The organism is Bacteroides sp. AF32-8BH (assembly GCF_003435205.1).
Classification (GTDB): Bacteria; Bacteroidota; Bacteroidia; order Bacteroidales; family Bacteroidaceae; genus Bacteroides; species Bacteroides ovatus.
This window is the reverse complement of sequence record NZ_QVLZ01000022.1, coordinates 85,469-107,256: the sequence shown is the minus strand read 5'-3', so window position 1 is coordinate 107,256 and position 21,788 is coordinate 85,469. Positions and strand designations below refer to the sequence as shown.

18 protein-coding genes are annotated in these 21,788 nt (G+C 47.5%); 8 read left to right on the top strand and 10 right to left on the bottom strand.

Annotated features, from left to right (window positions below):
* Positions 1 to 191 precede the first annotated feature (191 nt).
* The 5 genes from DWZ47_RS16690 to DWZ47_RS16670 all read right to left on the bottom strand — a co-directional run bounded on the left by DWZ47_RS16690 (position 192) and on the right by DWZ47_RS16670 (position 8,389).
* Positions 192 to 1,361: a BACON domain-containing protein gene (locus DWZ47_RS16690; protein WP_117513842.1), complete on the bottom strand. Its 1,170-nt coding sequence runs from the start codon at positions 1,359 to 1,361 to the stop codon at positions 192 to 194.
* Between the two features lies 1 nt (position 1,362).
* Positions 1,363 to 2,673, bottom strand: coding sequence for a DUF4302 domain-containing protein (locus DWZ47_RS16685; RefSeq protein ID WP_117513840.1), 1,311 nt, complete (start codon positions 2,671 to 2,673; stop codon positions 1,363 to 1,365).
* A 61-nt stretch (positions 2,674 to 2,734) separates the two neighbouring features.
* On the bottom strand, positions 2,735 to 3,646 hold the full coding sequence (locus DWZ47_RS16680) for a putative zinc-binding metallopeptidase (RefSeq protein ID WP_004326042.1): 912 nt from the start codon (positions 3,644 to 3,646) through the stop codon (positions 2,735 to 2,737).
* Between the two features lie 20 nt (positions 3,647 to 3,666).
* Positions 3,667 to 5,220 (bottom strand): RagB/SusD family nutrient uptake outer membrane protein, encoded by a 1,554-nt coding sequence (locus tag DWZ47_RS16675; RefSeq protein WP_117513839.1) that lies wholly within the window; start codon positions 5,218 to 5,220, stop codon positions 3,667 to 3,669.
* Positions 5,221 to 5,260: 40 nt separating this feature from the next.
* Positions 5,261 to 8,389 carry a SusC/RagA family TonB-linked outer membrane protein gene (locus DWZ47_RS16670; protein WP_117513837.1) on the bottom strand — a complete coding sequence of 1,043 codons (3,129 nt, stop codon included), beginning with the start codon at positions 8,387 to 8,389 and terminating at the stop codon, positions 5,261 to 5,263.
* A 572-nt stretch (positions 8,390 to 8,961) separates the two neighbouring features.
* Between DWZ47_RS16670 and DWZ47_RS31315 the strand changes: the two genes are divergently transcribed.
* On the top strand, positions 8,962 to 9,186 hold the full coding sequence (locus DWZ47_RS31315; protein WP_004310107.1) for a carboxypeptidase-like regulatory domain-containing protein: 225 nt from the start codon (positions 8,962 to 8,964) through the stop codon (positions 9,184 to 9,186).
* An 18-nt stretch (positions 9,187 to 9,204) separates the two neighbouring features.
* Here the strand turns inward: DWZ47_RS31315 and DWZ47_RS16655 are convergent, their stop codons facing one another.
* Positions 9,205 to 9,675 (bottom strand): hypothetical protein, encoded by a 471-nt coding sequence (locus DWZ47_RS16655; RefSeq protein WP_004296754.1) that lies wholly within the window; start codon positions 9,673 to 9,675, stop codon positions 9,205 to 9,207.
* A gap of 357 nt (positions 9,676 to 10,032) precedes the next feature.
* Here DWZ47_RS16655 and DWZ47_RS16650 point away from each other — a divergent pair, with 357 nt between their 5' ends.
* The 6 genes from DWZ47_RS16650 to DWZ47_RS16625 all read left to right on the top strand — a co-directional run bounded on the left by DWZ47_RS16650 (position 10,033) and on the right by DWZ47_RS16625 (position 13,994).
* Complete coding sequence (locus DWZ47_RS16650; RefSeq protein ID WP_004296751.1) at positions 10,033 to 10,395, top strand: SH3 beta-barrel fold-containing protein; 363 nt, start codon at positions 10,033 to 10,035, stop codon at positions 10,393 to 10,395.
* Between the two features lie 2 nt (positions 10,396 to 10,397).
* Positions 10,398 to 10,628 carry a hypothetical protein gene (locus DWZ47_RS16645; protein ID WP_004296750.1) on the top strand — a complete coding sequence of 77 codons (231 nt, stop codon included), beginning with the start codon at positions 10,398 to 10,400 and terminating at the stop codon, positions 10,626 to 10,628.
* A 93-nt stretch (positions 10,629 to 10,721) separates the two neighbouring features.
* A complete protein-coding gene (locus DWZ47_RS16640) occupies positions 10,722 to 11,483 on the top strand; it encodes an HNH endonuclease (RefSeq protein ID WP_004296749.1) in 762 nt (253 codons plus the stop codon).
* Positions 11,480 to 11,923, top strand: a complete 444-nt coding sequence (locus tag DWZ47_RS16635) for an N-acetylmuramoyl-L-alanine amidase (RefSeq protein ID WP_004296748.1) — start codon at positions 11,480 to 11,482, stop codon at positions 11,921 to 11,923. The genes DWZ47_RS16640 and DWZ47_RS16635 overlap by 4 nt, the downstream gene beginning before the upstream one ends.
* A gap of 33 nt (positions 11,924 to 11,956) precedes the next feature.
* Positions 11,957 to 12,961, top strand: coding sequence for a DUF4373 domain-containing protein (locus tag DWZ47_RS16630; RefSeq protein ID WP_008650360.1), 1,005 nt, complete (start codon positions 11,957 to 11,959; stop codon positions 12,959 to 12,961).
* 109 nt (positions 12,962 to 13,070) lie between these two features.
* Positions 13,071 to 13,994: an Rpn family recombination-promoting nuclease/putative transposase gene (locus tag DWZ47_RS16625; RefSeq protein WP_083793666.1), complete on the top strand. Its 924-nt coding sequence runs from the start codon at positions 13,071 to 13,073 to the stop codon at positions 13,992 to 13,994.
* 103 nt (positions 13,995 to 14,097) lie between these two features.
* On the opposite strand, the gene DWZ47_RS16620 is transcribed toward DWZ47_RS16625, so the two are convergent.
* Genes DWZ47_RS16620 through DWZ47_RS16605 form a run of 4 tightly spaced genes read right to left on the bottom strand, consistent with a single transcriptional unit; the run spans position 14,098 to position 20,542 of the window.
* On the bottom strand, positions 14,098 to 14,706 hold the full coding sequence (locus DWZ47_RS16620) for a TetR/AcrR family transcriptional regulator (RefSeq protein WP_004321749.1): 609 nt from the start codon (positions 14,704 to 14,706) through the stop codon (positions 14,098 to 14,100).
* A 10-nt stretch (positions 14,707 to 14,716) separates the two neighbouring features.
* Positions 14,717 to 16,081, bottom strand: coding sequence for a TolC family protein (locus tag DWZ47_RS16615; protein ID WP_117513835.1), 1,365 nt, complete (start codon positions 16,079 to 16,081; stop codon positions 14,717 to 14,719).
* Between the two features lie 42 nt (positions 16,082 to 16,123).
* A complete protein-coding gene (locus DWZ47_RS16610; RefSeq protein WP_004306872.1) occupies positions 16,124 to 19,321 on the bottom strand; it encodes an efflux RND transporter permease subunit in 3,198 nt (1,065 codons plus the stop codon).
* 18 nt (positions 19,322 to 19,339) lie between these two features.
* Complete coding sequence (locus DWZ47_RS16605; RefSeq protein ID WP_004296740.1) at positions 19,340 to 20,542, bottom strand: efflux RND transporter periplasmic adaptor subunit; 1,203 nt, start codon at positions 20,540 to 20,542, stop codon at positions 19,340 to 19,342.
* Between the two features lie 158 nt (positions 20,543 to 20,700).
* Here DWZ47_RS16605 and DWZ47_RS16600 point away from each other — a divergent pair, with 158 nt between their 5' ends.
* Positions 20,701 to 21,549 carry a helix-turn-helix domain-containing protein gene (locus tag DWZ47_RS16600; RefSeq protein ID WP_004296739.1) on the top strand — a complete coding sequence of 283 codons (849 nt, stop codon included), beginning with the start codon at positions 20,701 to 20,703 and terminating at the stop codon, positions 21,547 to 21,549.
* Positions 21,550 to 21,788 lie beyond the last annotated feature (239 nt).

Here is a 21,788-nt window from a genome sequence, read left to right as displayed (position 1 = left end):
CATTGAAAAGAACTTCCGTAGCGACCGGGAATCATAAAAAAGGCGGAGTAAGCCCGGGAAAAGGATTCCCATTCTTCGCGCGAGTATCCCCGCCTGTCATATAGTAAAGTTAAATTAAGAGAGAATTAGTAAATTCTCATTCCGTTTCACAACGGTAGTTCTTTTCTTTATTCATCAAGGTAATGTTCGTTTTATCTGAAAAGTGCAATATCCGGGAAAAGGATATAATCTTTCAGCGTTCCGGTCAGGAACTGCTGTCCGTCAAACAATGCTATCGCCAGGTAGCATCCGCTTTCCGGTGCTCCGGCCACGTCCTGAAAACTGATTCCGACAGAACCGTCCTGATAGAGCACAGGAGCGAAACCGAAATTTCCTTTCGAATAAATATTGGAAGAAGCCGCTACAGAAAAACCGTACAGGGTTTGCAAAACAACACCTGCCCCATCATCCGATGTTCCGTCCGATGCGCCTTCTGCCGCCTCATCCGCAACCTCTTCCACGACTGTAAAGTCTTTCTGTGCCGCACCGATAGGTACCACAAACGATCCATTCTTATAGGTAGCCTGCAATGAAACCGTAGCCTTTGCGGGGTCTTTCAGATATTGTGCCGCCGGAGTATTTGCCAACGACATCTTAATGGTATATCCCTCGCCATCGACATTCTTCGAAATTTCAGTAGCCGACAAGGGATAGGCGTCTTCGATATCCTTCGTGTCCCATTTCACATAAATCCGGCTGTTTCCCCACGCTCCGAGCAAGTCTGTCACTTCATACTGATATACGTAGTAAAGGAACTTCCGCCCTTCATTGGTGCTGACCAACAACTGGCAGGCACGGGGATTTCCGGTTTTATTCTCTTTCAACACAAGCAAGAAACCATCTTCTTTTGAAGCAGCCGGCACTTCCAGCCAGTCGATTCCCCGCTGCACGCTCACTTTGAAATCAAACGAACTATTCACCCGTACAATCGTCTGTGAAGGAGCATTTCCGAGGCGTATCACCTGCTGGTCGGAGTCGGGAGCAAAAATATTTCCCTCCTGCGTCACTACAATTTTCTGTTCGCTATTGCCATCGCTCACGGTCACCTGCGTGGCACGTGACGTATATTCATAATTGGCTCTGACAAGCAAAGTTATCTTTTCGTTTGTCACTTCGATTACCCTGCACCAGTCCGCACCCGAAACGGCAGTTAGTTCTCCGGTAGCCTGCAAAGCCACTTCCACTGTTCCGCCTCCGGCTACCAGATCGACGTCCGCCTTCATGATGCGAAAGCCTTGTGCCGTTTCATCGTTTTCCTTGTCGCACGCTGTCGTCAGCAGACAGCACGCAGATAATAACAGTATAAAAAACTTATTCATCATATCATTCTTCTATTGTTTTTTTAACCAACCTGATTGCTGCAACTGCATCCGTGTATCCCATGAAAGAGGCCTCCTCATCCTGCGAGTTGTACACACCGAAGATAAATCCGGAGATTTCACCTATCCACACTCCATTGTCCACCAGATAAATGCCGTCGGTGGTAGGATAACTGATAAGACCGATTGCCGGACTGCGCAAAACGTAATCATTCATCAAATCCCACATAGCCAGATATACGTAACCTCCCTGTACTTTCTTCAAGAATTGCGGCAGGATGGAAAGTCCGCCACGCGGCTTGTCGTAAGTTACCAGAATGTCATATTCGAGTCCTTTAAGCCAGTAGCTCTTGCCGTCCTCGTTCTTCACCAGTTGAATCTCCTGCGAAGCCACTTCCAGTTGGTTCGTCGCACCGTTCAGACGGTAGAAATCCATCAAATAAGTGCCCGGATAATAGTCGTAGCTCTGATATCCGTCAATGTAGATGCCTTTCATCTTCACTCCTGTAGCTCCTTCGTCGGTACAGACAAAGCTGATTTCCTCGTTCTTCCAGACAAAATTCTGCATGGTTTGTCCGTCTATCGTCACCGGTTCGTGAAAACGCATTCCGTCGGTGGTAAACATAAAAGGTACGGTTTTCTGATGCACCTTTCCAACTTCGTCATAATAGGTCACAATGAACGTATAGTTGCTGCGTAGCATTTGCCCGGTGTAGAGTCCGTCCATCCGCAGGTCGTATTCATAAAAGAAAGCATCGTCTTCCACTTTCTTTATCCGGGTGAGATATTGCTTCCACGTCTGGTCGGCAGAAAAAGCCTTCATCACGATGCGGTTGCCATATTTCTTGCCTTTCAGTTCGATACGGTCGGCGGTGGCATCGGAGATCACGAATTCGTAGTCGCCTCCGAGCGTTCCGTTCGGGTCGTCGGCCATACTTCCCTGCGGTTGCCCGAAATAATGCACCAGGTAATTGTAGGTATCGAAAGACAACATCGTCGCCTGCTCGGACTTGACGCTATAAAGCGAACTGACCGTCTCATCCGCTCCCGCTATCTGCGAAGCCATCGTCACCCGCTGGCCGTCGAACTTGCAAAGCAGGGTAATACCTCCCAGCGAGTAGTCCTTACCGACGTAATATTCCATCACCCATCCGTTGGGTGCTGCTTCCAGCAGTTCGCTGCAACGCTTCACATCGGCCGTGGCACGGTTGGCAGACGAATCGTCAAAATAATCTTCTTCCTGAAAGAGGCACGACTGCAAACCCAGGCAGACAAGGGCCAACAGGAAATATATCGTTCTATTTTTCTTCATCATAATAATGTGTAATTAAATAATCATCCAATCGTCAATCAAAAAAACAAGAGGTGACCGGCACTTATTGAATAGTGCTCAAGTCAATTTCGGTAATCTCCTGCTGGCGGCGCAGCACGATTTTACGAAGTTCGTTGAGGTCGATCCCCCATGTGTCGCGCATATAGTTATAGACAATCGTGAATTTCTTGTTGATGATGGCAGCGCCCGATTCTCCGGCTGCCGTCATCATATTGTCCCAGTAGGCCTGCGTATGCGTGACGTACATGGCTATATTTTCCACAAAATCCTCGTTGGACTGGCTCATGGCATAAGCCGTCACGAAACCGTCGGACCAGGCCACATCGTCCGTGCGGGGCATGGCACCCTGGGCGGTCATGTAGTAATACCAGTCGGCTCCCACGTATTTTCCTTCCGAGATGCGGTTGAAAGAAGGGTCGAAATTCCGTTTCTGATGCAGGATATGGGCAAATTCATGATGCATCGTTTCAAAATAATACTCGTTGAGCTTTTCGATATTGATCTTCTTTATGTTGAGGTCGTTCACGTTGTAGAGGGTGATTTTCTTCCCGCCTTCTGCCGTGCCGAGCACCATGTTACCGCTACTTTCGTAGGCGGGCGATCCGATGAGGTGGAATGTCTTGGGTACGTAGACACGGAGAAAATCCATTCCTGCCAGTTCGACGTAAGCGTCCATCCAGACGTGTTTGATGATTTTCGACAGTGCCACCGCTTTGTCATAGTCGGCGGGCACGAGGTTGTATTTATGATCGCTCTCGATATCCTTCATGCGGTACATGAAGTCGATGTTATAAGGATAGGTGTAGTTGTCGAGCAGCCAGTAATCGAAAGCATTTCTCTCCAGAGGTTCGGTAGAGAAGATGCTGTTCGCGGTGTCTATCTCGTCGTTATTGTTGCAAGCCCCCAGGCAGACTGTGGTGAGAGCAAGCAAAGAGTAAATGATCTGTTTCTTCATAATTTTCACTTTTTTCTCTGTTAGTTTCTTCTCGGGTTAGGTTGCATTCCCGCCACGATCACGTTTCGCGGAATCTGGATGGCACGGCGCAGGTCGTTCGGCGGCATTTCGTCGGTGACACGTTGAGTAGCCATGTTGCGACGGTAAATCATAATACCGTACCGTTTGATATCGGGCCAGCGCATCCCCTCGTGCAGGGTAGTGACACGGCGTATGTGCAGAATACAGTGAAGAATATTTTCCTGCATCCCTTCCTCAATAGTGAAATCGGGAGCTAGCTGTTTCTTGGGCGTCTGTTGCGTGAAAGGCGTGTAGAAATTCATTTTATCATAATACGCATTGATCTGGTCGGGTGTCAGGGCCGATTTGTTGCGGGTGTAGGCACGTTGCCAGCTCGTGATGTCGGCAGCCGACTGGGGGTACATTTTCTTCAACGCGTATGCTTCGGCACGGCAAAGCAGGGTTTCGTCCGTTGAAAACAATACCGGCATATAATAAAGGTAGCCGCCATCATAAAGTCCGCTCTTGCGCAGGATGCTGGCTACAAATCCGGTGGTAGAGAAAGGTTTCAGATACAAATAATCCGAGCTGCCCCACAGTCCTGCAGAAAGACAGGTTTCGCTGGTGGCGAGCGTTTGGTTGTGGAAGTAACGCGGGCCTACCAGGTAGTCGCTTCCGAGTGCGCCCCAGTTGGAGACGGTGCTGCTTATCAGCAGGTTGGCCTCATTGGAAGAAGCAATATACGCATCTGCCTGCACATTTCCGTTCACGGAAAGATTGCTCAATGCTTCCCAGTCGCGGAGCAGGTCGTCGGGGTTGCTGCCCAACACACGGGTGGCAAAGTCAATCACCCGGTCGCAGTTGGAGAAATCGGGTTTCATATAATAAAGGTAGAAACGGGCGGCAAAGGCATAGGCGGCCTTGCGGGTGAAATGGTATTTGGGGACGGAATATCCGTCGTCCGAAATCAGTTCCACTCCCTCCAGGAGGTCACGCTCCACTTTCCGGTACACTTCTTCCAGCGTGCCGCGCTCGTAACGGGGAGACACGGTGGTTTCCACGTCTTCCATATAGGGGATTCCCAACGATTCGGAGGCATGAGTGTCATAAGCATTGCAGAAGATAGTTGCCAGCATGAAATGGCAGTAGGCACGGCACACCAGTGCTTCACCGCGCTGCGGGTTGAGCGATGCCGGACTTCCTTTCTCCTCTATCGCCTTGAGTGCCATGTTGGCGGCTGAAATTGCACCGTAATAACCTCCCCAAAGGGAATTGGGTGTGTCCTGATATTCCTCTTTGGTATCTTCCCAGTTGTAACATTCCTTTTCGGAAAGCTGGTAGTAACCGTAGGTGGGGCCGCTATCATCGGAGTTGTCGCTGTAGAGTTCGAACAGTTCGTTGGGTGATACGTCGGGATAGGCCGATACAAGCAGTTTGGCTATTTTCTGGTCGGTGTTCAGTTCCGTGCGGTTGTCCGGTGTTTTGTCCAGAAAATCATTGCAGGAAACGGTAGTCAGACCGGAAGCTGCGGTGAGCAGCAGCACAGGGAGTATATGGTTTATTTTCGTCTTCATCTATCGTATATTTTTTCGGGTTCTCTATTGGGGGTTACAATCACAGTCCCAGACGCAGGGTGAGGGTAAACTGACGCAGAACGGGGGATGCCACCCCTCCGGTGTTCACAAATTCGGGGTCCTGCCCGTTCAACTTCTTGTCGGCGTAGATCAGGAAGAGGTTGGTAGCCTGCAACTTGAGCGACAGGTTGGATATTTTGGCAGGAGCGATCCAGCTTCTCGGGAACTCATACATCAGTGATATTTCTTTCATGCGGATAAAATCGCCTTTGGCGATGCGCTCCGTAGAATAGTTGTAGGCGTTGTAGGCAAGATAAAGCGATGTATTCGTCCTATATTGCGGGTCGCTAAGTATCACCGGGATATTCGTTCTCGCTTCGTCGCCGGAAACAGTCCAGCGGTTTTTGAATTCACGCGGCATGGCGGTAAGGTCGGAATATTTGTAGTTGAACACCGGGTTGAGGCGGACTACGTTGCCGAAAGAGTAAGTCATAAAGACATTTAGTTTGAAGCCTTTATAGGTGAATACATTACCGAAACTTCCCGTGACGGTGGGATCGGTAGGACCTTCGTATTTCAGGTAATCCAGTTTTTCGCGTTCCTGGAAGTTGATGCTGGTGCTAGTCACTTTTCCGTCGATGAGGTATTGCGGAATACCGTCTTCATCAAGTCCCGCAAAAGGGATGGAGAAGAGTCCGCGCACGGGGTATCCTTCGCGGGCAAAGCCGTTGCCGGAAACGAGTTCCATCATACTTGTGAGTCCTTTCAGCTGGGTGACTTCGTTCTTGGCATAGGAGAAGATAAAGTCTGTGTTCCATGAAAAATCATTCGTGCGGATGTTGCGGGTGGAGAGCGTAAATTCCACACCGTGAGATTTCATGGTGGCTACGTTGGCATATTTGTTGATGACGCCGCCTACTCCCTGTGTGGGGACTACACCGATCAGGTCGTAGTTGTTACGCTGGTACCAGTCGGCGGAGAAGTTGATGCGATTTTCGAGCAGGCCGAGGTCGATGCCGATGTTCAGCTCATGCTTTTTCTCGTAAGTGAGTTCGCTGTTCTCGATGTCATCGATATAAAGTCCCGTTTCCTGAATGTCGGTAAAGGGGCGGTAGGGCGAGAAGCTGCGGATGATGGCTTGCGAGTTGGTCACTTCCGCCGGGCCGCGGTCGGCGGTGAGGGAGTATGAGGCTTTCAGTGTCAGGTTGGAAAGGGTGGGTTGCAGCGCTTTGAAGAAAGATTCTTCATGCACGTTCCAGGCACCGGACAGGTTCCATGTGGGTAGCCAGCGGGATGAACGGCTGCGTCCCATGCGGTTGGTTCCTTCATAGCGGAAAGTGCCGTTGAGGGTGTAGCGTCCGTCGTAAGAATACGTGGCGTTGAAGAAGCTGGCTATACTCCGGGTTTCGGAGTGTCCCAGGCTGTAATAGCGCGAACCGGATTCGATACCGTTCTTGAAGAACTGGTAGATGTAGGACGGAATTTCCCCCATCGAATATTGCATTCCCCAGCCTTGGAAAGAGGAATATGTTTTTTGAAGGCTGTTCACTTCCATTCCGGCAAAGAAGTTGGCGATGTGCTTTTCGGCGAAAAGATGATTCCATGAGAGTGTTCCACGGAAATCGAGTCCCAGCATACGGCGGTCCTGACGCTGGTAGATACCGCCTTCGGGCAGCAGGGTGATAGGCAGGGCGTATGGGTTGTCGGGGTCGGTATAGAGCAATTTGTTTTGCTCGCGGATGGTGGCGTCGTCCATACCGGTGCGGTAGGCGATTGCCTGATTGGCGTCGTCGAGCACGTTGTGTTCCTGCGATGAAGTCTGGTATCTAACGGCTCCGAGGGCACTCAATTCGAGTCCCTGAACCACTTTCCACTTCATCTCGCCTTGAAATTTCACATCGACCATATTGATTTCGATGTAGTTATTGTCGAGTTCGTGGAGAATATTGAATGGGGCGTAGTTGCTGATATAGTCCACAGAGGGGTCGAGTGTGCGGCTTGTGTTGAGCGCGTATGAATAAGGGTTGATGTCGAATCCGCGGGACATCTTTCCTGATGCGATGTCGAGGGTGGAGTTCATCGTTCCCGGCGCGTTCTGCTGGCGGTAGGAGGCGTTGGATATGAGGTTGAGCGACAGATTTTTATATATATTATAGGTTGTGTTCACATTGGCCGTGTAGCGTTTCACCTTGCTCTGCTTGTACCAACCCGGATCGAGCATGGCACTCAAGGAGGCATAGAAAGAGGATTTTTCCGTTCCGGCGGTGATGCTGACGGAATGGTTCTGCGAAACGGCATTGGTGAAAAGCACGTCGAACCAGTCAGTGTTGCGCATTTCCGCTTCGCGGAGGTAAGCGTTACGGGCTTCGGTGGTGTTGAGCAGTCCGCGTTGGCCGTTACTGTTGTTGTATTCGTCGATGAGGCGGTACATACGACCGTACACTCCGGTGTCTCTGGTGCGGAAAAGGTCGGCACTGTTCAACCAGCCTTTCTGTTCCATTTCTTTGTAGATTCCCATCTGTTCCTGCGAATTCATGATATTGAATTCTTTGTAGCTGGGGATAGCACGGGTGGTGAACTCGCCCGTATAACTGATCTTGCTGACTCCGGCACGTCCTTTCTTAGTGGTGACTACGATAACGCCTGCCATCGCACGTGCACCGTAAATGGAGGTTGCCGAACCGTCTTTCAAAATTTGGAAACTCTCGATATCGTCGGAATTCAGTCCGGCTATGGCGGAACTAATCAGTGTCTCGGCATCACCGGAGGAAAGATCATCGGGACCTACGTCGATGGCGTCTTCCAGAATCACGCCGTCAACAACCCACAACGGTTTGGAACTTCCGTAAATGGAAGTGGCTCCACGCACACGAATCTTGGGGGCAGTTCCAAAAGTGCCCGAAACATTCTGAACGGAAACTCCTGCCGCACGACCTTCCAGTCCGCGACTAATGTCGGGCAAACCGTCCAGCTTCACATTATCGGCATTTAATTGTTTGGTGGCTCCGGTAAAAAGACGTTTATCCATTTTCTGCATACCGGTCACTACCACTTCCTGTAATACTTCGGAATCGGATTTCATCATTACCTTGATGGTCCCGGACTTGATGGGAACATCCTGCGACTTCATGCCGACATAGGTGATTTGCAAAGTTCTTGATGAACTCATGCATTTTCTGCCCCTCCTTCCATAAGTGCTTGAGCACAAAATATTTAATAAATATAAAAAAGAAAATACAGAAAGGGGAATAAGAAAAGCAAAAAAGGAAGTGAAACGCAAAATAAATCGTCCTTTTTTGCTTTTTATCTACTTACTGAAAAGGTAGAAAATATCTTTCATGTAGCAAACTTCAAGTCCGGCAGCAACTCTCGTCTCCCCAATTAGGGTATTAATATAAGAGACTACGGATAGAATTTCTTTCTTTGTCCAATAAACTATCTTTTTTCTACCTGCAATTATTTATTTGCAGATTATTATGTGTTATTAAACATCTTATCTACGAATTTATCCACATTTATTTATCAAAAAGATACTTATTTTCGTTTATTAATCACCAAAAAGAAATAAGAAACCGCCTTTCATGTACTTATCTTGTATTTAAGTCCTTTTGCTACAAGTATTTTGTATCGACAGCACAAATTTATATTTTTTTTCATATTTTTCTTTGTTTTTCTAAAAAAGTGGTTACTTTTGCGAATCGTAAGATAGCAAAACAGACTATTCTACTATATAAAAACTATATGAAAAGAAAACTAACGCTGTTATTAACCTGCCTGCTAGCAGGCATTAGCCTGGCAATCGCTCAAACCTCCAGAAAGGTAATGGGCGTTGTCTTCTCCGAGGAAGACAACCAGCCCGTCATAGGAGCATCCGTTTTAGTTAAAGGTACATCTATAGGAACCACCACCGACCTCGATGGAAAGTTCGTTATCAATAATGTACCAAGTTCATCAAGAACTTGGTAACTCCCCTCCCGCTTTCTTCTATTTTCCATCTTTTTTCTTCACCTTTCCTTCCTTTTCACCAGTCTCCAGGAACAGTGTTTTATCGTCATGAAACTGAATATCTATACGAATATGATGACTATCATCAACTGTATAGCCTACATCCGCAGAATCTCCTAGAAAAAGCTTCAGAATCCAGCACAACACCTCCGGAATATTGACAATAATCGTTGCCTTTCCAATCACACAAGAGAAAAAATTAAAGATAGTTGTCCAATTTGGTATAGGACTCCGACCGTCGAAATTACACCTGTACACACGCCCCACGGACGAACGCGAACAATCCGAATTCTTTTCAACATATTTTTCTGGAATATTATTCAGTTGCCCCAACTTAAAAACACAATCAATTACTTTCTTCTTAACATCATCGTCGCTGTGACGTACACCGGTCATTTCTTTCTGACCATTTTCACTGTTAAAAACCACTTCTCTTTCTACCTTAGTCATTTTTTTACATTTTATTTAATATTTACATATAAAATTCACGACAAAAGTACAATGCTTATTTTAACATATATGTTCAAGCATGACACATTCTATATTTTTCATCCATATTTTCACAAAGAAAGAGGGTTTGGGGTACCCATTTTCTACCTTACCGGTATTATCAAGAAAATAGATGAAATAAAATCTGCCAAAGAGGAAAGAAATCACTCGTTCCAAAAGCTGTGATTTGCGCTAAAAAAGAGAAAGCATTCCTGCACTAAAAGTTTCAACGTTTCATTATGGTTCAAGCTTGGACAGCCTTTGCATTACCTGCTCTCTACCTTTGTCCCCATAATCAAATCATTAAAACGAATCAAAATGACTGAAACTGAAAAAAATCATTCCTTCCAACGGGTACAGCTAATGAAGCAAGCTGCCGTCATCCGGCAAAACAACGGTATGAACCGGCACGATGCACTCGTCACGGCTCACCGGATAGGGGCTCTCATCCGGCAGATGCATCACGGAAATGTCTGTTTCCGCTACACCAAACAGGATGGAACCATCCGACATGCCACCGGCACCCTCACCGGATATGAACATAGTTTCCACCGTCCGTATCTACCCAAACCGGAAAATACGTTCGTTGTCTACTATGATATCGAAGCCAAAGGCTGGCGCACCTTTCACGCTGAAAATTTTCTGGATATCGAAACGGACGGGCAAGACAGCAACAAGTAAAAATGAATCTGCAAAAGAACGGAATGAACGGGCAGGAACGAAAAGAATGGGAGGCGCTTTGCAGACAGTATAACGTAGATTCGCTATACGAGGCCATTCAAGGCTGCCGGGAAGAACTGGAGTTTCTGATTCATTGTGCCGAACGGCTCGAACCTCATACGGAGGAGGAGGAAGAAACGCCGTTTAACACATACAGACCACAGCGTTTCTCCGCACCAGAAAGCGCCGTTTAACAGATGGAGGAAACGCCGTTTCTCCCCGCATGATTCAGAAAAACGATTATTTTTTAACAGAGTATAATTTTATTAACATTATCAATATCAAGTATGGAAAATTGGAGATTTATTGAAGAAAACCCCGACTATATGATTTCAGATCACGGACGGGTATTGAGTTTCAAGGGCAGATCAAAGTTGATCCTTTGTGCCAAAATCATGGGGACCGGTTACGAAACTGTCATACTGCCGAATAAAGGTGTTTGTATCGAATACAAAATTCATCGTTTGGTTGCCAAAGCATTCATCCCCAACCCGGAGCAGCTGCCACAGATTAACCACCTCGATGGCAATACGATGAACAACCACGTGTCAAACCTCGAATGGTGCGATGCATACACCAATATGATGCACGCCATCCGGACGGGATTACGACGTACGGGAGTGGGATCTCATCAAACACCTTTCGCCGTTACGGATGCAACGGGGAAAGTATTGCGTGCCTACCCGTCTATGAAAGAAATGGTCAGAGAGGAACGTCTGAAGCCTGCGCACCGAAACTGGCTTATCCTCCAACTAAAGCATCCGGACCGCGTGAAACAACACGCCTTGCGTGTGCAACATCATCGGGGAGATGCTTTTATTATGGTTCAGACAAGGCCTAACCAGACCACAGTGCTTAATCGGACGACAATACCTAATCGGCCCACCATGCCTAATCAAACGACAACGCCGCCGATGGATGCTCCCTTCTCTCCGGTGCTCCATTCAGTAACAAAGCAATATTACCGCCAACTGTCCAAAGAGGAGGCTATTGCGTTCGGGGTTATCTCACGTGCCGTCTGCAAACAGGAAAGGAGGATTCTGCCATGAAAGACACGATCATCATCCACTGTTCCGCCACTCGTGCGGGACAGGATTTTACCGCTACCGACATCGACCGCTGGCATCGTCAACGTGGTTTTCGTTCTATCGGTTATCATTTCGTCATCCGTCTCGACGGTACGATAGAACCGGGAAGAGATGTTGCTCTCGACGGAGCGCATTGTACAGGTTGGAACCATCGGTCTATCGGCATCTGCTACATTGGCGGATTGGACAGGAACGGCCGGCCTGCCGACACACGAACGGAAGCGCAACGTGAAGCGCTCGTCCGGCTGGTAGAAGATTTGCGCCTTGTCTTCCCTTCTCTGAAGCAGGTGATAGGGCATCGGGACACCAGTCCTGACCTCAATGGAGACGGCATTATCTCACCTGACGAGTATATAAAATCTTGCCCCTGCTTCGATGTAAAAGCAGAATTTATTCAGTAATAATCAACCATTTACAACCAGCATTTTATCATCATGGCCCGCATTTCCAAACCCGGATTAGATTATTTCCCCCTCGATGTCAATTTTCTGCAGGACAGAAAAGTACGCCGCATCTCCTGTCGCCACCACGCGGCAGGGATTGCCGCACTCACTTCGCTGCTCTGCCTCATCTATAAAGAAAAAGGTTATTATATTTTGTGGAACAAAGACACTCTTTTCGACATCGCCCAGGAAGCGTGTTGCGGGGAGGAGGAAATGCAGGCCATCATTGATGATTGCCTGTCAGTGGGGCTGTTCGATGATCTTATATATAAGGAGTATGGCGTACTGACTTCACAGGCGATTCAGGAACAATATCATAAAATCATCACCGACAGCCGGAGAAAATATAAATTACCCCTGGAACATTTCTGGAATATCAAGGAGGAGAGTAGTGAAATAGAACCGGAAAATACGGATGACTCCAGTGCCAACTCCGGCAAAGATGTTACAAAACCCCATGAATTTGCTACAACAATGCCACAAACAAAAGAAGAAACGGATACAGATATCAAAGGTAAACAGGAAAGGAATATGGAAAATGAAATCAAACCTGAAATAAAAAAAGACATAGAGACAGAGAGGGAAGGAAAAGACGGAAAGGAGAATGAGAGGAGCATGCCGCCCGTTCCGTCAAACAGCGTTTTTCAGGCTTCGCCTGTCGTTGTAGAGGGTTTGTCTTTGGATAAATCGATTGGAAAAGAAACGGTTTCGGAAGGGATGCAAGCGGGAGGAGGCTCGGAAGCTATACTTCTACTTAATATGCAAACTATCGGCATCCGGAACGAACAGACCGTAAAAGCGATTGTCGCCCTTGCCCGACGTAAAGAATTGGGAGGCCCCGGCGGTATTTTATGGAAAATTCTTAGTTCCCAATACCGCCCTACCCTACTCAAAAAGAATGAACCGGGTGATTACATTCTTTGGGCACTCAATCATCCGACGGAATTTGAAAACACCTACAACGGGACACTGAAAAAGCTAATCAGGGGAAGATAAAGCGGAAAAGTCTGCCTATAAACAAGGAACCTTTTTATTTTTACTGCAAAAGGGATGGAAAACCAAGAATTATCGTACCTTTGTAGTACGAAGAAAAAGCCTCTTTTTTATGTATAAAGAGAAACGTCTCTTTGCAAAACATAAAAAGAAGCGACCCAAAACAATGAGTAAATTTATCAATCCGTTCACCGACTACGGATTCAAACTAATATTCGGCAGAGAAGTGTCTAAGGATTTACTAATCGAATTTCTGAACGACCTGCTCGAAGGTGAACGAGTGATAACGGACTTACAGTTTTTGAATAATGAGCAATTGCCGCTCTATCCGGAAGGACGAGGTATTATCTATGATGTATATTGCACCACGGACACAGGCGAAAAAATCATCGTTGAAATGCAGAACCGTATGCAAAGCAACTTCAAAGAACGCTCGATTTATTATTTATCGCGTGCCATCATCAATCAAGGAAGGGTAGGCAATGAATGGAAGTTTGAAATAAAAGCCGTATACGGAGTTTTCTTGATGAATTTCATTATCGACAAGAACATAAAACTCCGCACGGATGTTATTCTAAGTGACAGGGAAACAGGAGAACTCTTCTCGGATAAGTTCCGGGAAATCTTTATCGCTCTCCCTCTCTTCAACAAAAACGAAGAGGAATGCGAAACGAATTTTGAACGTTGGATTTATATATTAAATAATATGGAAACTTTAAAACGCATGCCGTTCAAGGCACGAAAAGCTGTCTTCGAGAAATTGGAAGATATCGCTGATGTGGCTTCTATGTCTCCGGAAGACAGGGAGCGATACGACAATAGCGTCAAAGTGTACCGAGATTATTTGGTGACAATGGATGCAGCTGAACAAAAAGGAATAAAAGAAGGGTTGGAGAAAGGTATAGAGAAAGGAATGAAAGAAGGTACACAAAGAGCCCAGCTGAAAATAGCCCGGAACATGAAAGCCAAAGGGATAGACAATGAGTCTATCGCCGAATGTACCGATTTACCTTTAAGCATAATCGAAGGGTTATAAAGTAATCGGATTCATAAAGGCACTATCTTGTAACCAACCGTTTACGAACGAAGAAAATAAAAAGAGGTGAGCTCCCTTTGCAGGGTAGTCCACCTCTTTCTCTTCATACACAAACATTCAAATTATCAGGTTTCAGGTGTTCGTCAATATAACGGATACCGTCCATCTTAAAAAGCCCCCGCAGAAGCGTATAGTTCAACATACGCTGCACCAGGTACGGGGTGCCTTGCAAGCTGCTCTGGTAGATGACCTCCTGCAAATCCGGTGCAAAACGGTCGGGATCGACTCCGGGAAGTAAATAACCGCAAATCTTACAATGCGTCAAGACATCAATCAACTGCTGCAACCAGAAAGCTTCCTCCCGCTCGAAAGCAGCACGGTATTCCCTGTCGGTAGCAATATCCATCAGCAACTTCTTCCCCAGCGAATGAAGCAGGGTGAGATAGCCATCCACTGTGATGAAAAGTGCCTCCATGCACGAGCTGTCCATCCGTATCTGTTTTTGCTGGATCCGGCTTCTGATTCCGTTGGCAAAATCAGAAAGACAGACACGGAACAGACTCGTTTTGCTGGGAAAGAGCTTGTAGAGTGTCCGCTTCGACATCTTCATTCCCCTGGCTATATCATCCATCGTCAACCCGTCGGCACCATGCTGGTACATTTCCCGCTTGGTGTAGTCGAGTATCCGGCAACGCAGTGTTTCTGGATTCATACATACCTCCCTACATACGGCCGCCACCCAATGCCTGATACAAAGTGATTACGCCCTGGATTTCGGTAAAGCGGTTCGCTACTTGTGACAGTTGCGCGTTGAGCAACGTCTGTTGGGCGGTCAATACTTCCAGATAAGTGGTGTTGCCATGTTTCATCAACAGGCTTGTGCTTTTGGCTGCTGTTTGCAGGGAAGCCACCTGCTTGTTGTAGTAGTCGGCTTTCTCGCGGGCAGTCTGGTACTGCACCAGTGCCTCGTTCACTTCCACGCCTGCGTTCAGCAAGGTCTGTTCGAAACTAAGGCGGGCTTCCTCCTGTTGGGCTTTCGCTATTTTCAGTTGGGCGATGTTCGCTCCTTTATTAAACAAAGGCTGCGTCAGGGAAGCCACGGCGGAGGCCAGGAACTTACCCGGGTTGACAATCATGCTCCCTGCACTGTTTGTCCACCCTGCGCTGCCGCTCAACGTGATGGAAGGATAGAAAGCGGCACGGGCGGCATTCGTGGTATAGAAAGCCTGTGCCAACGAAAATTCTGCGCTACGCACGTCAGGACGGTTGGCAAGCATCTGTAAGGGAACACCCACGGAGAAGTTTTCCGGCAACTGTTGATTTCCCAGTTTGCCACGCTGTATTTGGTGGGGAGTTTCTGCCAGTAAAAGTGCCAGTGAATTTTCCGCCTGATTGATTTGCTCTTTCAGGTCGAGTACGGTGGTACATATATTGAAGTAGGTAGCCTCCGTCTGCGCCAGTCCGGCCTCATTCACCATCCCGGCCTTTTTCATGGCACGGGTGGCATTCACACTTTCTTTCCAGGCAGCTTCGGTAGCCACAGCTATCTCATACTGCGAATCGAGCATCAGCAAGGTGTAATACGTATTGGCAACGGATGCTACCAACTGCGTCTTGACAGCCTGTTCATATTCCTTGCTCTGTTCGTAGGCAGCTTTCACACGACGCTTTGCTGTTGTCACCTTTCCAAAAATATCCAGTTCCCACGAAGCAGTCACGGGCAGCGAATAAGTTTGTGTAGCCTTTCCACGGTCGAAGCTGCTGACAGCTCCTTCCGGTGCCAGAAACAAAGAAGGCAGATAAGACAGTTTGGACGTCAACAGCGTGGCTTCCGCTTCTTTCACACGCAAATGGGCAGTCTGCATATCGGTGTTGCGCAAGAGTGCCGAATCCACCAAATTCTGCAGATAAGGGTCGGTAAAGACCTCCCGCCACGAGAGGTTACCGAAGTTTGCCGTATCGGTGGCAGCAACAGACTCGCTGCCGTAAAGTCCTTCGGGAACTTCCGATACCGGTTTGTATTTATTGTAGATACCGCAACTACTCAATATAAGCGTTGCTGCGGACAGAATGATTATTTTTCTCATTAGTTCTTATTTTAATTCAGGTCTAAAACCTTTAATCATCAATTATTCTTTTCCAGCTTTAGATTTTTCTTCCTCGCTCACTTTGATTTCTTCTTCAATCTGCCAGTCATGCGTCGGGACGCTCTGCACGGGACGCAAACGTTCCTGCAACCACTGGAAAGCAATAAACAAAGTAGGCACGATGAAGAGCAACGCCAATGTACCGATGGTCATACCACCTACTACACCCGTACCCAATGAACGGTTACCGTTGGCTCCCACTCCACTTGACATCATCAACGGGAACAGACCGAAAATCATCGTCAATGCCGTCATCAGAATCGGACGCAGACGGGCTTTAGCCGCACTGACCGCAGAAGCAATCAGCCCCATACCTGCTTTACGACGTTCGGCAGCATATTCCGTCAGCAAAATAGCCGTCTTCGCCAGCAGACCGATCAACATAATCAAACCTGTTTGCAGATAAATATTATTCTCCAGTCCGAACATCCAGGCGAAAAGGAAGCTACCCATCAATCCGCAAGGCACACTCAAAAGCACAGCGAACGGAATAATGAAGCTCTCATAAAGTGCACTCAAAATAAGGTAAATCATCAGGAAGCAGATACCGAAAATAATGATCGTCGTACCGCTCTGCTGGTTTTCCTCACGGGTGATACCTCCGTAATCATAGCCATAGCCTTTCGGAAGAGACTGTTCGGCAGTTTCCTGCACAGCCTTGATGGCGTCTCCCGTACTATATCCGTCGGCCGGCATCGCATTTACCGCAATGGAGTTATACATATTGAAACGGCTCAACGATTCCGCACCGTAGCTACGGGTCAGCGTAACGAACTGGCTCAATGGCGCCATCTCTCCATTCGACATACGCACAAAAGCATTATCGAGGGAAGTTTCGTCCAAACGGAACACCGGATCGGCCTGAATCATGACACGGTACACTTTAGAAAAACGGTTGAAATTGGACACATACTGTCCACCGTAATAACCGGACAGCGTACTCAACACTGCATCGGGCGTGATACCTGCACGCTTACATTTAGCCGCATCCACCTCTACCGTCCACTGCGGATAGCGAACGTCGAACGTCGAATAAGCCATCGATATTTCAGGCCGCTGGTTCAAAGCTCCCAAGTATTGCTGGGTGGTGGTGAAGAACTCGTTCATATCACCGCCCATCTTATCTTGCATGTGGAGTTCGAGCGCATTACCCATACCGTAACCCGGAATCATACCCGGAGAGATGGCGAACACACTGGCATCCTTGATATCAGCCGTACGCGCATATACCTGACCGATCACCGACTGCACATTGTCCTCATCACCCGGACGTTCGTCCCACGGTTTCAGTTTGAGAATCAACATACCGAACGAACTACCCTGTCCTGCCAACAATCCGTAACCGGCCACTTTCTGCACGTGTTTCAGTTGAGGTATTTCTATCAGGCGTTTTTCAATACGTTCCATCACCTTATCCGTCGTTGTCAGCGAACTGCCTGCCGCCGTACTTACATTCACGAAAATAACACCCTGATCTTCGTCGGGTACCAGACTGGTCTTCGTGTTATTCATCAGTAACACAAGCAATACCACGGAACAAGCCAGCAACGACCATGTCAACCATCTGCGCTTGATAAAGAACAATACAATCGTCTTATATTTATCCACCATCACATCGAAAGCCGAATTGAAAGCCTTACGGAAGCGTGCCGCAAAGTTGTTCTTCTGCGTTCCGTCTTCATTAATATAAGGTTTCAGCAGCAATGCGCACAAAGCCGGACTCAAAGTCAACGCGTTAATAGCGGAGATACCTACCGCAACCGCCATCGTCAAACCGAACTGGGTATAGAACGTACCGGAAGTGCCGCCCATGAAGGACACCGGAATGAACACCGCCATAAATACCAGCGAAGAGGTGATAACGGCATTACTGATACCTTTCATAGCGTCGATACTTGCCATATATGACGACCTGTAGCCCACATCGAACCGCGCCTGCACCGCCTCGACGACAATAATGGCATCATCCACCACCGTACCGATAACGAGCACTAGCGCAAACAGGGTCAGCAGGTTGATACTGAATCCGGCTATCGCCATGAAAGCAAACGTACCCACCAGGGAAACCACAATTCCGACCAGCGGAATCAATGTAGAACGGAAGTCCTGCAAGAAGACGTACACCACAAGGATAACCAGAATGATAGCCTCGATCAACGTTTTCACCACCTCATGAATGGAAGCGAACAGGAAGTCGTTGGAGCTCATCATCTGCGTCAGTTCCACGCCTTTCGGAAGGTCTTTACTTGCCTCTTCGAGGAGTTTGTCGATATTCTGATTTACTTCGGTCGCATTGGAACCTGCCGTCTGGAACACCATACAGGATACCCCCGGATGACCGTCCATACCACCGTGGTAAGCGTAGCTGTCCTGTCCCAGTTGGATATCGGCAACGTCTTTCAGTTTCAAGACTTCGCCATTGTCGGTGGAACGGATGACGATATCCCCGAATTCTTCGGGAGTAATGAGACGTCCGGTGTACTTCATCGTATACTGATAAGTCTCATCGGAATTTTCACCGAACGAACCGGTAGCCGATTCGATATTCTGCTCGGCAAGCACACCGGTGATATCGGACGGAATCAGTTTGTACTGCGCCATCACGTCCGGTTTCATCCATACACGCATACTATATTCACCGCCCATAATCATCAGGTCGCCCACACCGGAGATACGAAGAATCTGCGGTTTCAGGTTGATGCTGATATAGTTGGACAGGAAGTTCTCGTCGTAACTGTCGTCCGGACTATACAATGAGAACATCTGCAGAATACTCGTCTGACGCTTGGAAGTGGTCACACCGACCTGGGTTACCTCCGCCGGAAGTTGTCCCGTAGCACGTGATACACGGTTCTGCACGTTGACAGCCGCCATATCGGGGTCTGTGCCCTGCTTAAAATAGACGGTGATGCTCACCGAACCGGAATTGGTGGCGGAGGAAGTCATGTAGGTCATGTCTTCCACTCCGTTGATCGCCTCTTCCAAAGGCGCAATAACACTCTTCTGCAATGTTTCCGCACTGGCGCCATAATAGGTGGTACTCACCATAATGGTAGGCGGAGCAATATCGGGATACTGCTCAACGGGCAAGCTGAACAGCCCGATGATACCCACTACGACAATCGTGATAGAGATGACTGCCGATAATACGGGGCGTTCTATAAAGGTTCTTAAATTCATGAATGATTCCTCCTTGGTTTAATTTTCAGTAGTAGTTGCCGGAGACTTCGTTGTTGTCTCTGTTGATGAGGATTGATTAGCATTTGTCACTCCTGCCACTGGAGTTTGAGCAGCCTTTGCCTTGACCGGAGTACCTTCACGAAGCAAACCTACTCCTTCTGCCACGATCACATCTCCCGGTGCCAATCCTTCATCTACAATAAATTCCCGACCGCCATTGACACGGGTCACTTGTACCTGGCTGGATTGAGCCTTGCCGTCCACTACCTTATAGACATATCTCTTATCTTGTATTTCGAAAGTGGCAGCCTGTGGAATGGTCAGCGCAGCTGTTTTTTGAACAGGAACAATCACATTACCCGCACCACCGCTATGCAGCAATCCTTCCTTGTTCGGGAAAACTGCACGCAGGCTGACCGTACCCGTCGAACGGTCGATCACTCCGCTGATAGATTCAATCTGTCCCCGTTCGGAGTAGGCTGACTTATCGTTCAGTTGCAGGTCGATAGCAGGCATATTTTTCAATGCTTCCTCTTTAGAACCGTATTGGCGGATCAGTCCCAGTAATTGGTTTTCCGTCATGGAGAAGTAGACGTACATATCCGAATTGTCGGAAACGGTAGTCAACGGCTGGGCAAGAGCGGAACTAACCAAAGCTCCTACACGGTAAGGCAACGTGCCTACCACTCCGTCGGCCGGACTTTTCACAACCGTATAAGAAAGATTATTGCGGGCACTCACTTCCTGCGCCTTGGCCTGTGCCAACTGTGCTTTGGCAGCCAACAGGGAGTTTTTTGCCGTACTCAAATCGAAAGAGGAAATTACGTTCTCTTTATACAGTTCCTCTTTACTGTCATACGTCAGTTGCGCTGTAGCCAGAGAGGCTTTGGCCGATTCAACGTTTGCCACTGCCGTCTGCAAAGCAGCTTCATACGGCACTTGGTCGATGATGAACAATGTCTGTCCGTTCTTTACACGCTGCCCTTCCGTTACACAGACTTTAGTCAGCGTACCACTTACCTGGGGGTAAATATCAATATCCTGACGTCCGCGGATGGTCGCCGAGTAGGCGCTTGAAATCATCCGGTCGGCCGGAGAAACGGTCATCACTTCGTATTCTGTTTCCATTTGTGCCGGAGGAGCTTGTTTACAGCCCGTAGCAGCTACCATACAGCAGAGCAACAATAGCCCTTGCTTCACTTTACATACCTTTTTACTCATTTTCTGTTACCTATTTAACTATTTTTGAACGCGGCAAAGGTAGACTGTTTTCTTCATAGGAAACTGGACTTAGTATCTTCAGTTTTGTTCATTTTAGGAACATTAAAACCGATATTTAGTGAAAAAGTCCTATTTTTGTACCCAAAATAAGAACAACAATGGAATCAAAAAACTCTAGCCTAGCCATACTTCATGAACCGTTCGTTGCCGGAATGGACGAAAACCTGTCTCCAATTATGCAACGCCTGTGGAAACTGGAAGGGGGTGCCATCTATTTTTGCAGAAGCGGATGGGCACACGTCACAATCGACCTGAAAGACTATGAAATAGTAGAAAACACTCAAATCGTGCTCTTGCCGGGAACGATTATCCGCATCAATGGCAACAGCAGCGATTTCACAGCTTCTTTCTTCGGATTTCCCAAAGAAATGTTTCGCGAAGCCTGCCTCCGTTTCGAGCCGATCTTCTTCCGGTTCATCAAAGAAAAACCGTGCTATACACTCAAGGATGAAAGCACAGGAGCAATCAACGGGTTAATGCGTGCCACAACAGCTATATACAACGATCGTGAAAACCGTTTCCGCAACCAGATCGCCAAAAATCATCTCCAGTCGTTTATGCTGGATATTTATGATAAGTGTTACCGCTACTTCGACCGACAGGAAATCGAAGGAGGAAGCCGGCAGGATGAAATCTTTAAGAATTTCATCGCACTGGTACATGAAAACTGTATCTCACAACGGGAAGTGACTTTCTACGCCAGCAAACTGTGTATCTCCACCAAATACCTGACAGGTATTTGCAAAAGCGTGACGGGCGAGGCTGCCAAAAAGATTATCGACGACTTTGCCATCCTGGAGATAAAAGTGTTGCTTCAATCCACCGGACTGACGATTCAGGAAATAGCCGACCGACTTGGTTTTCCCGATCAGTCGTATTTAGGAAGGTACTTCAAACGGCACGAGGGAATGTCGCCGAAAGAGTATCAGAGTAAGTATTCTATCTAATCAAGTAAAATAATCTTTTATTATTAGATTATTAGGCACGGATTACGCGGTTCTTTTATTAACTAAAACCGTGTAATCCGTGCCTCCATTTATTTTATTAATTTGTATTTATCGCACAACACAGATTGTTAACAGATCTGTAATACTATCTTAATCTGCCTTGCATTCCTTTGCACCGTGAAACAAAAACACGGGTGTGAATAACTTTATTTCATTTAATAAATTAAAAGAAGCAAGGT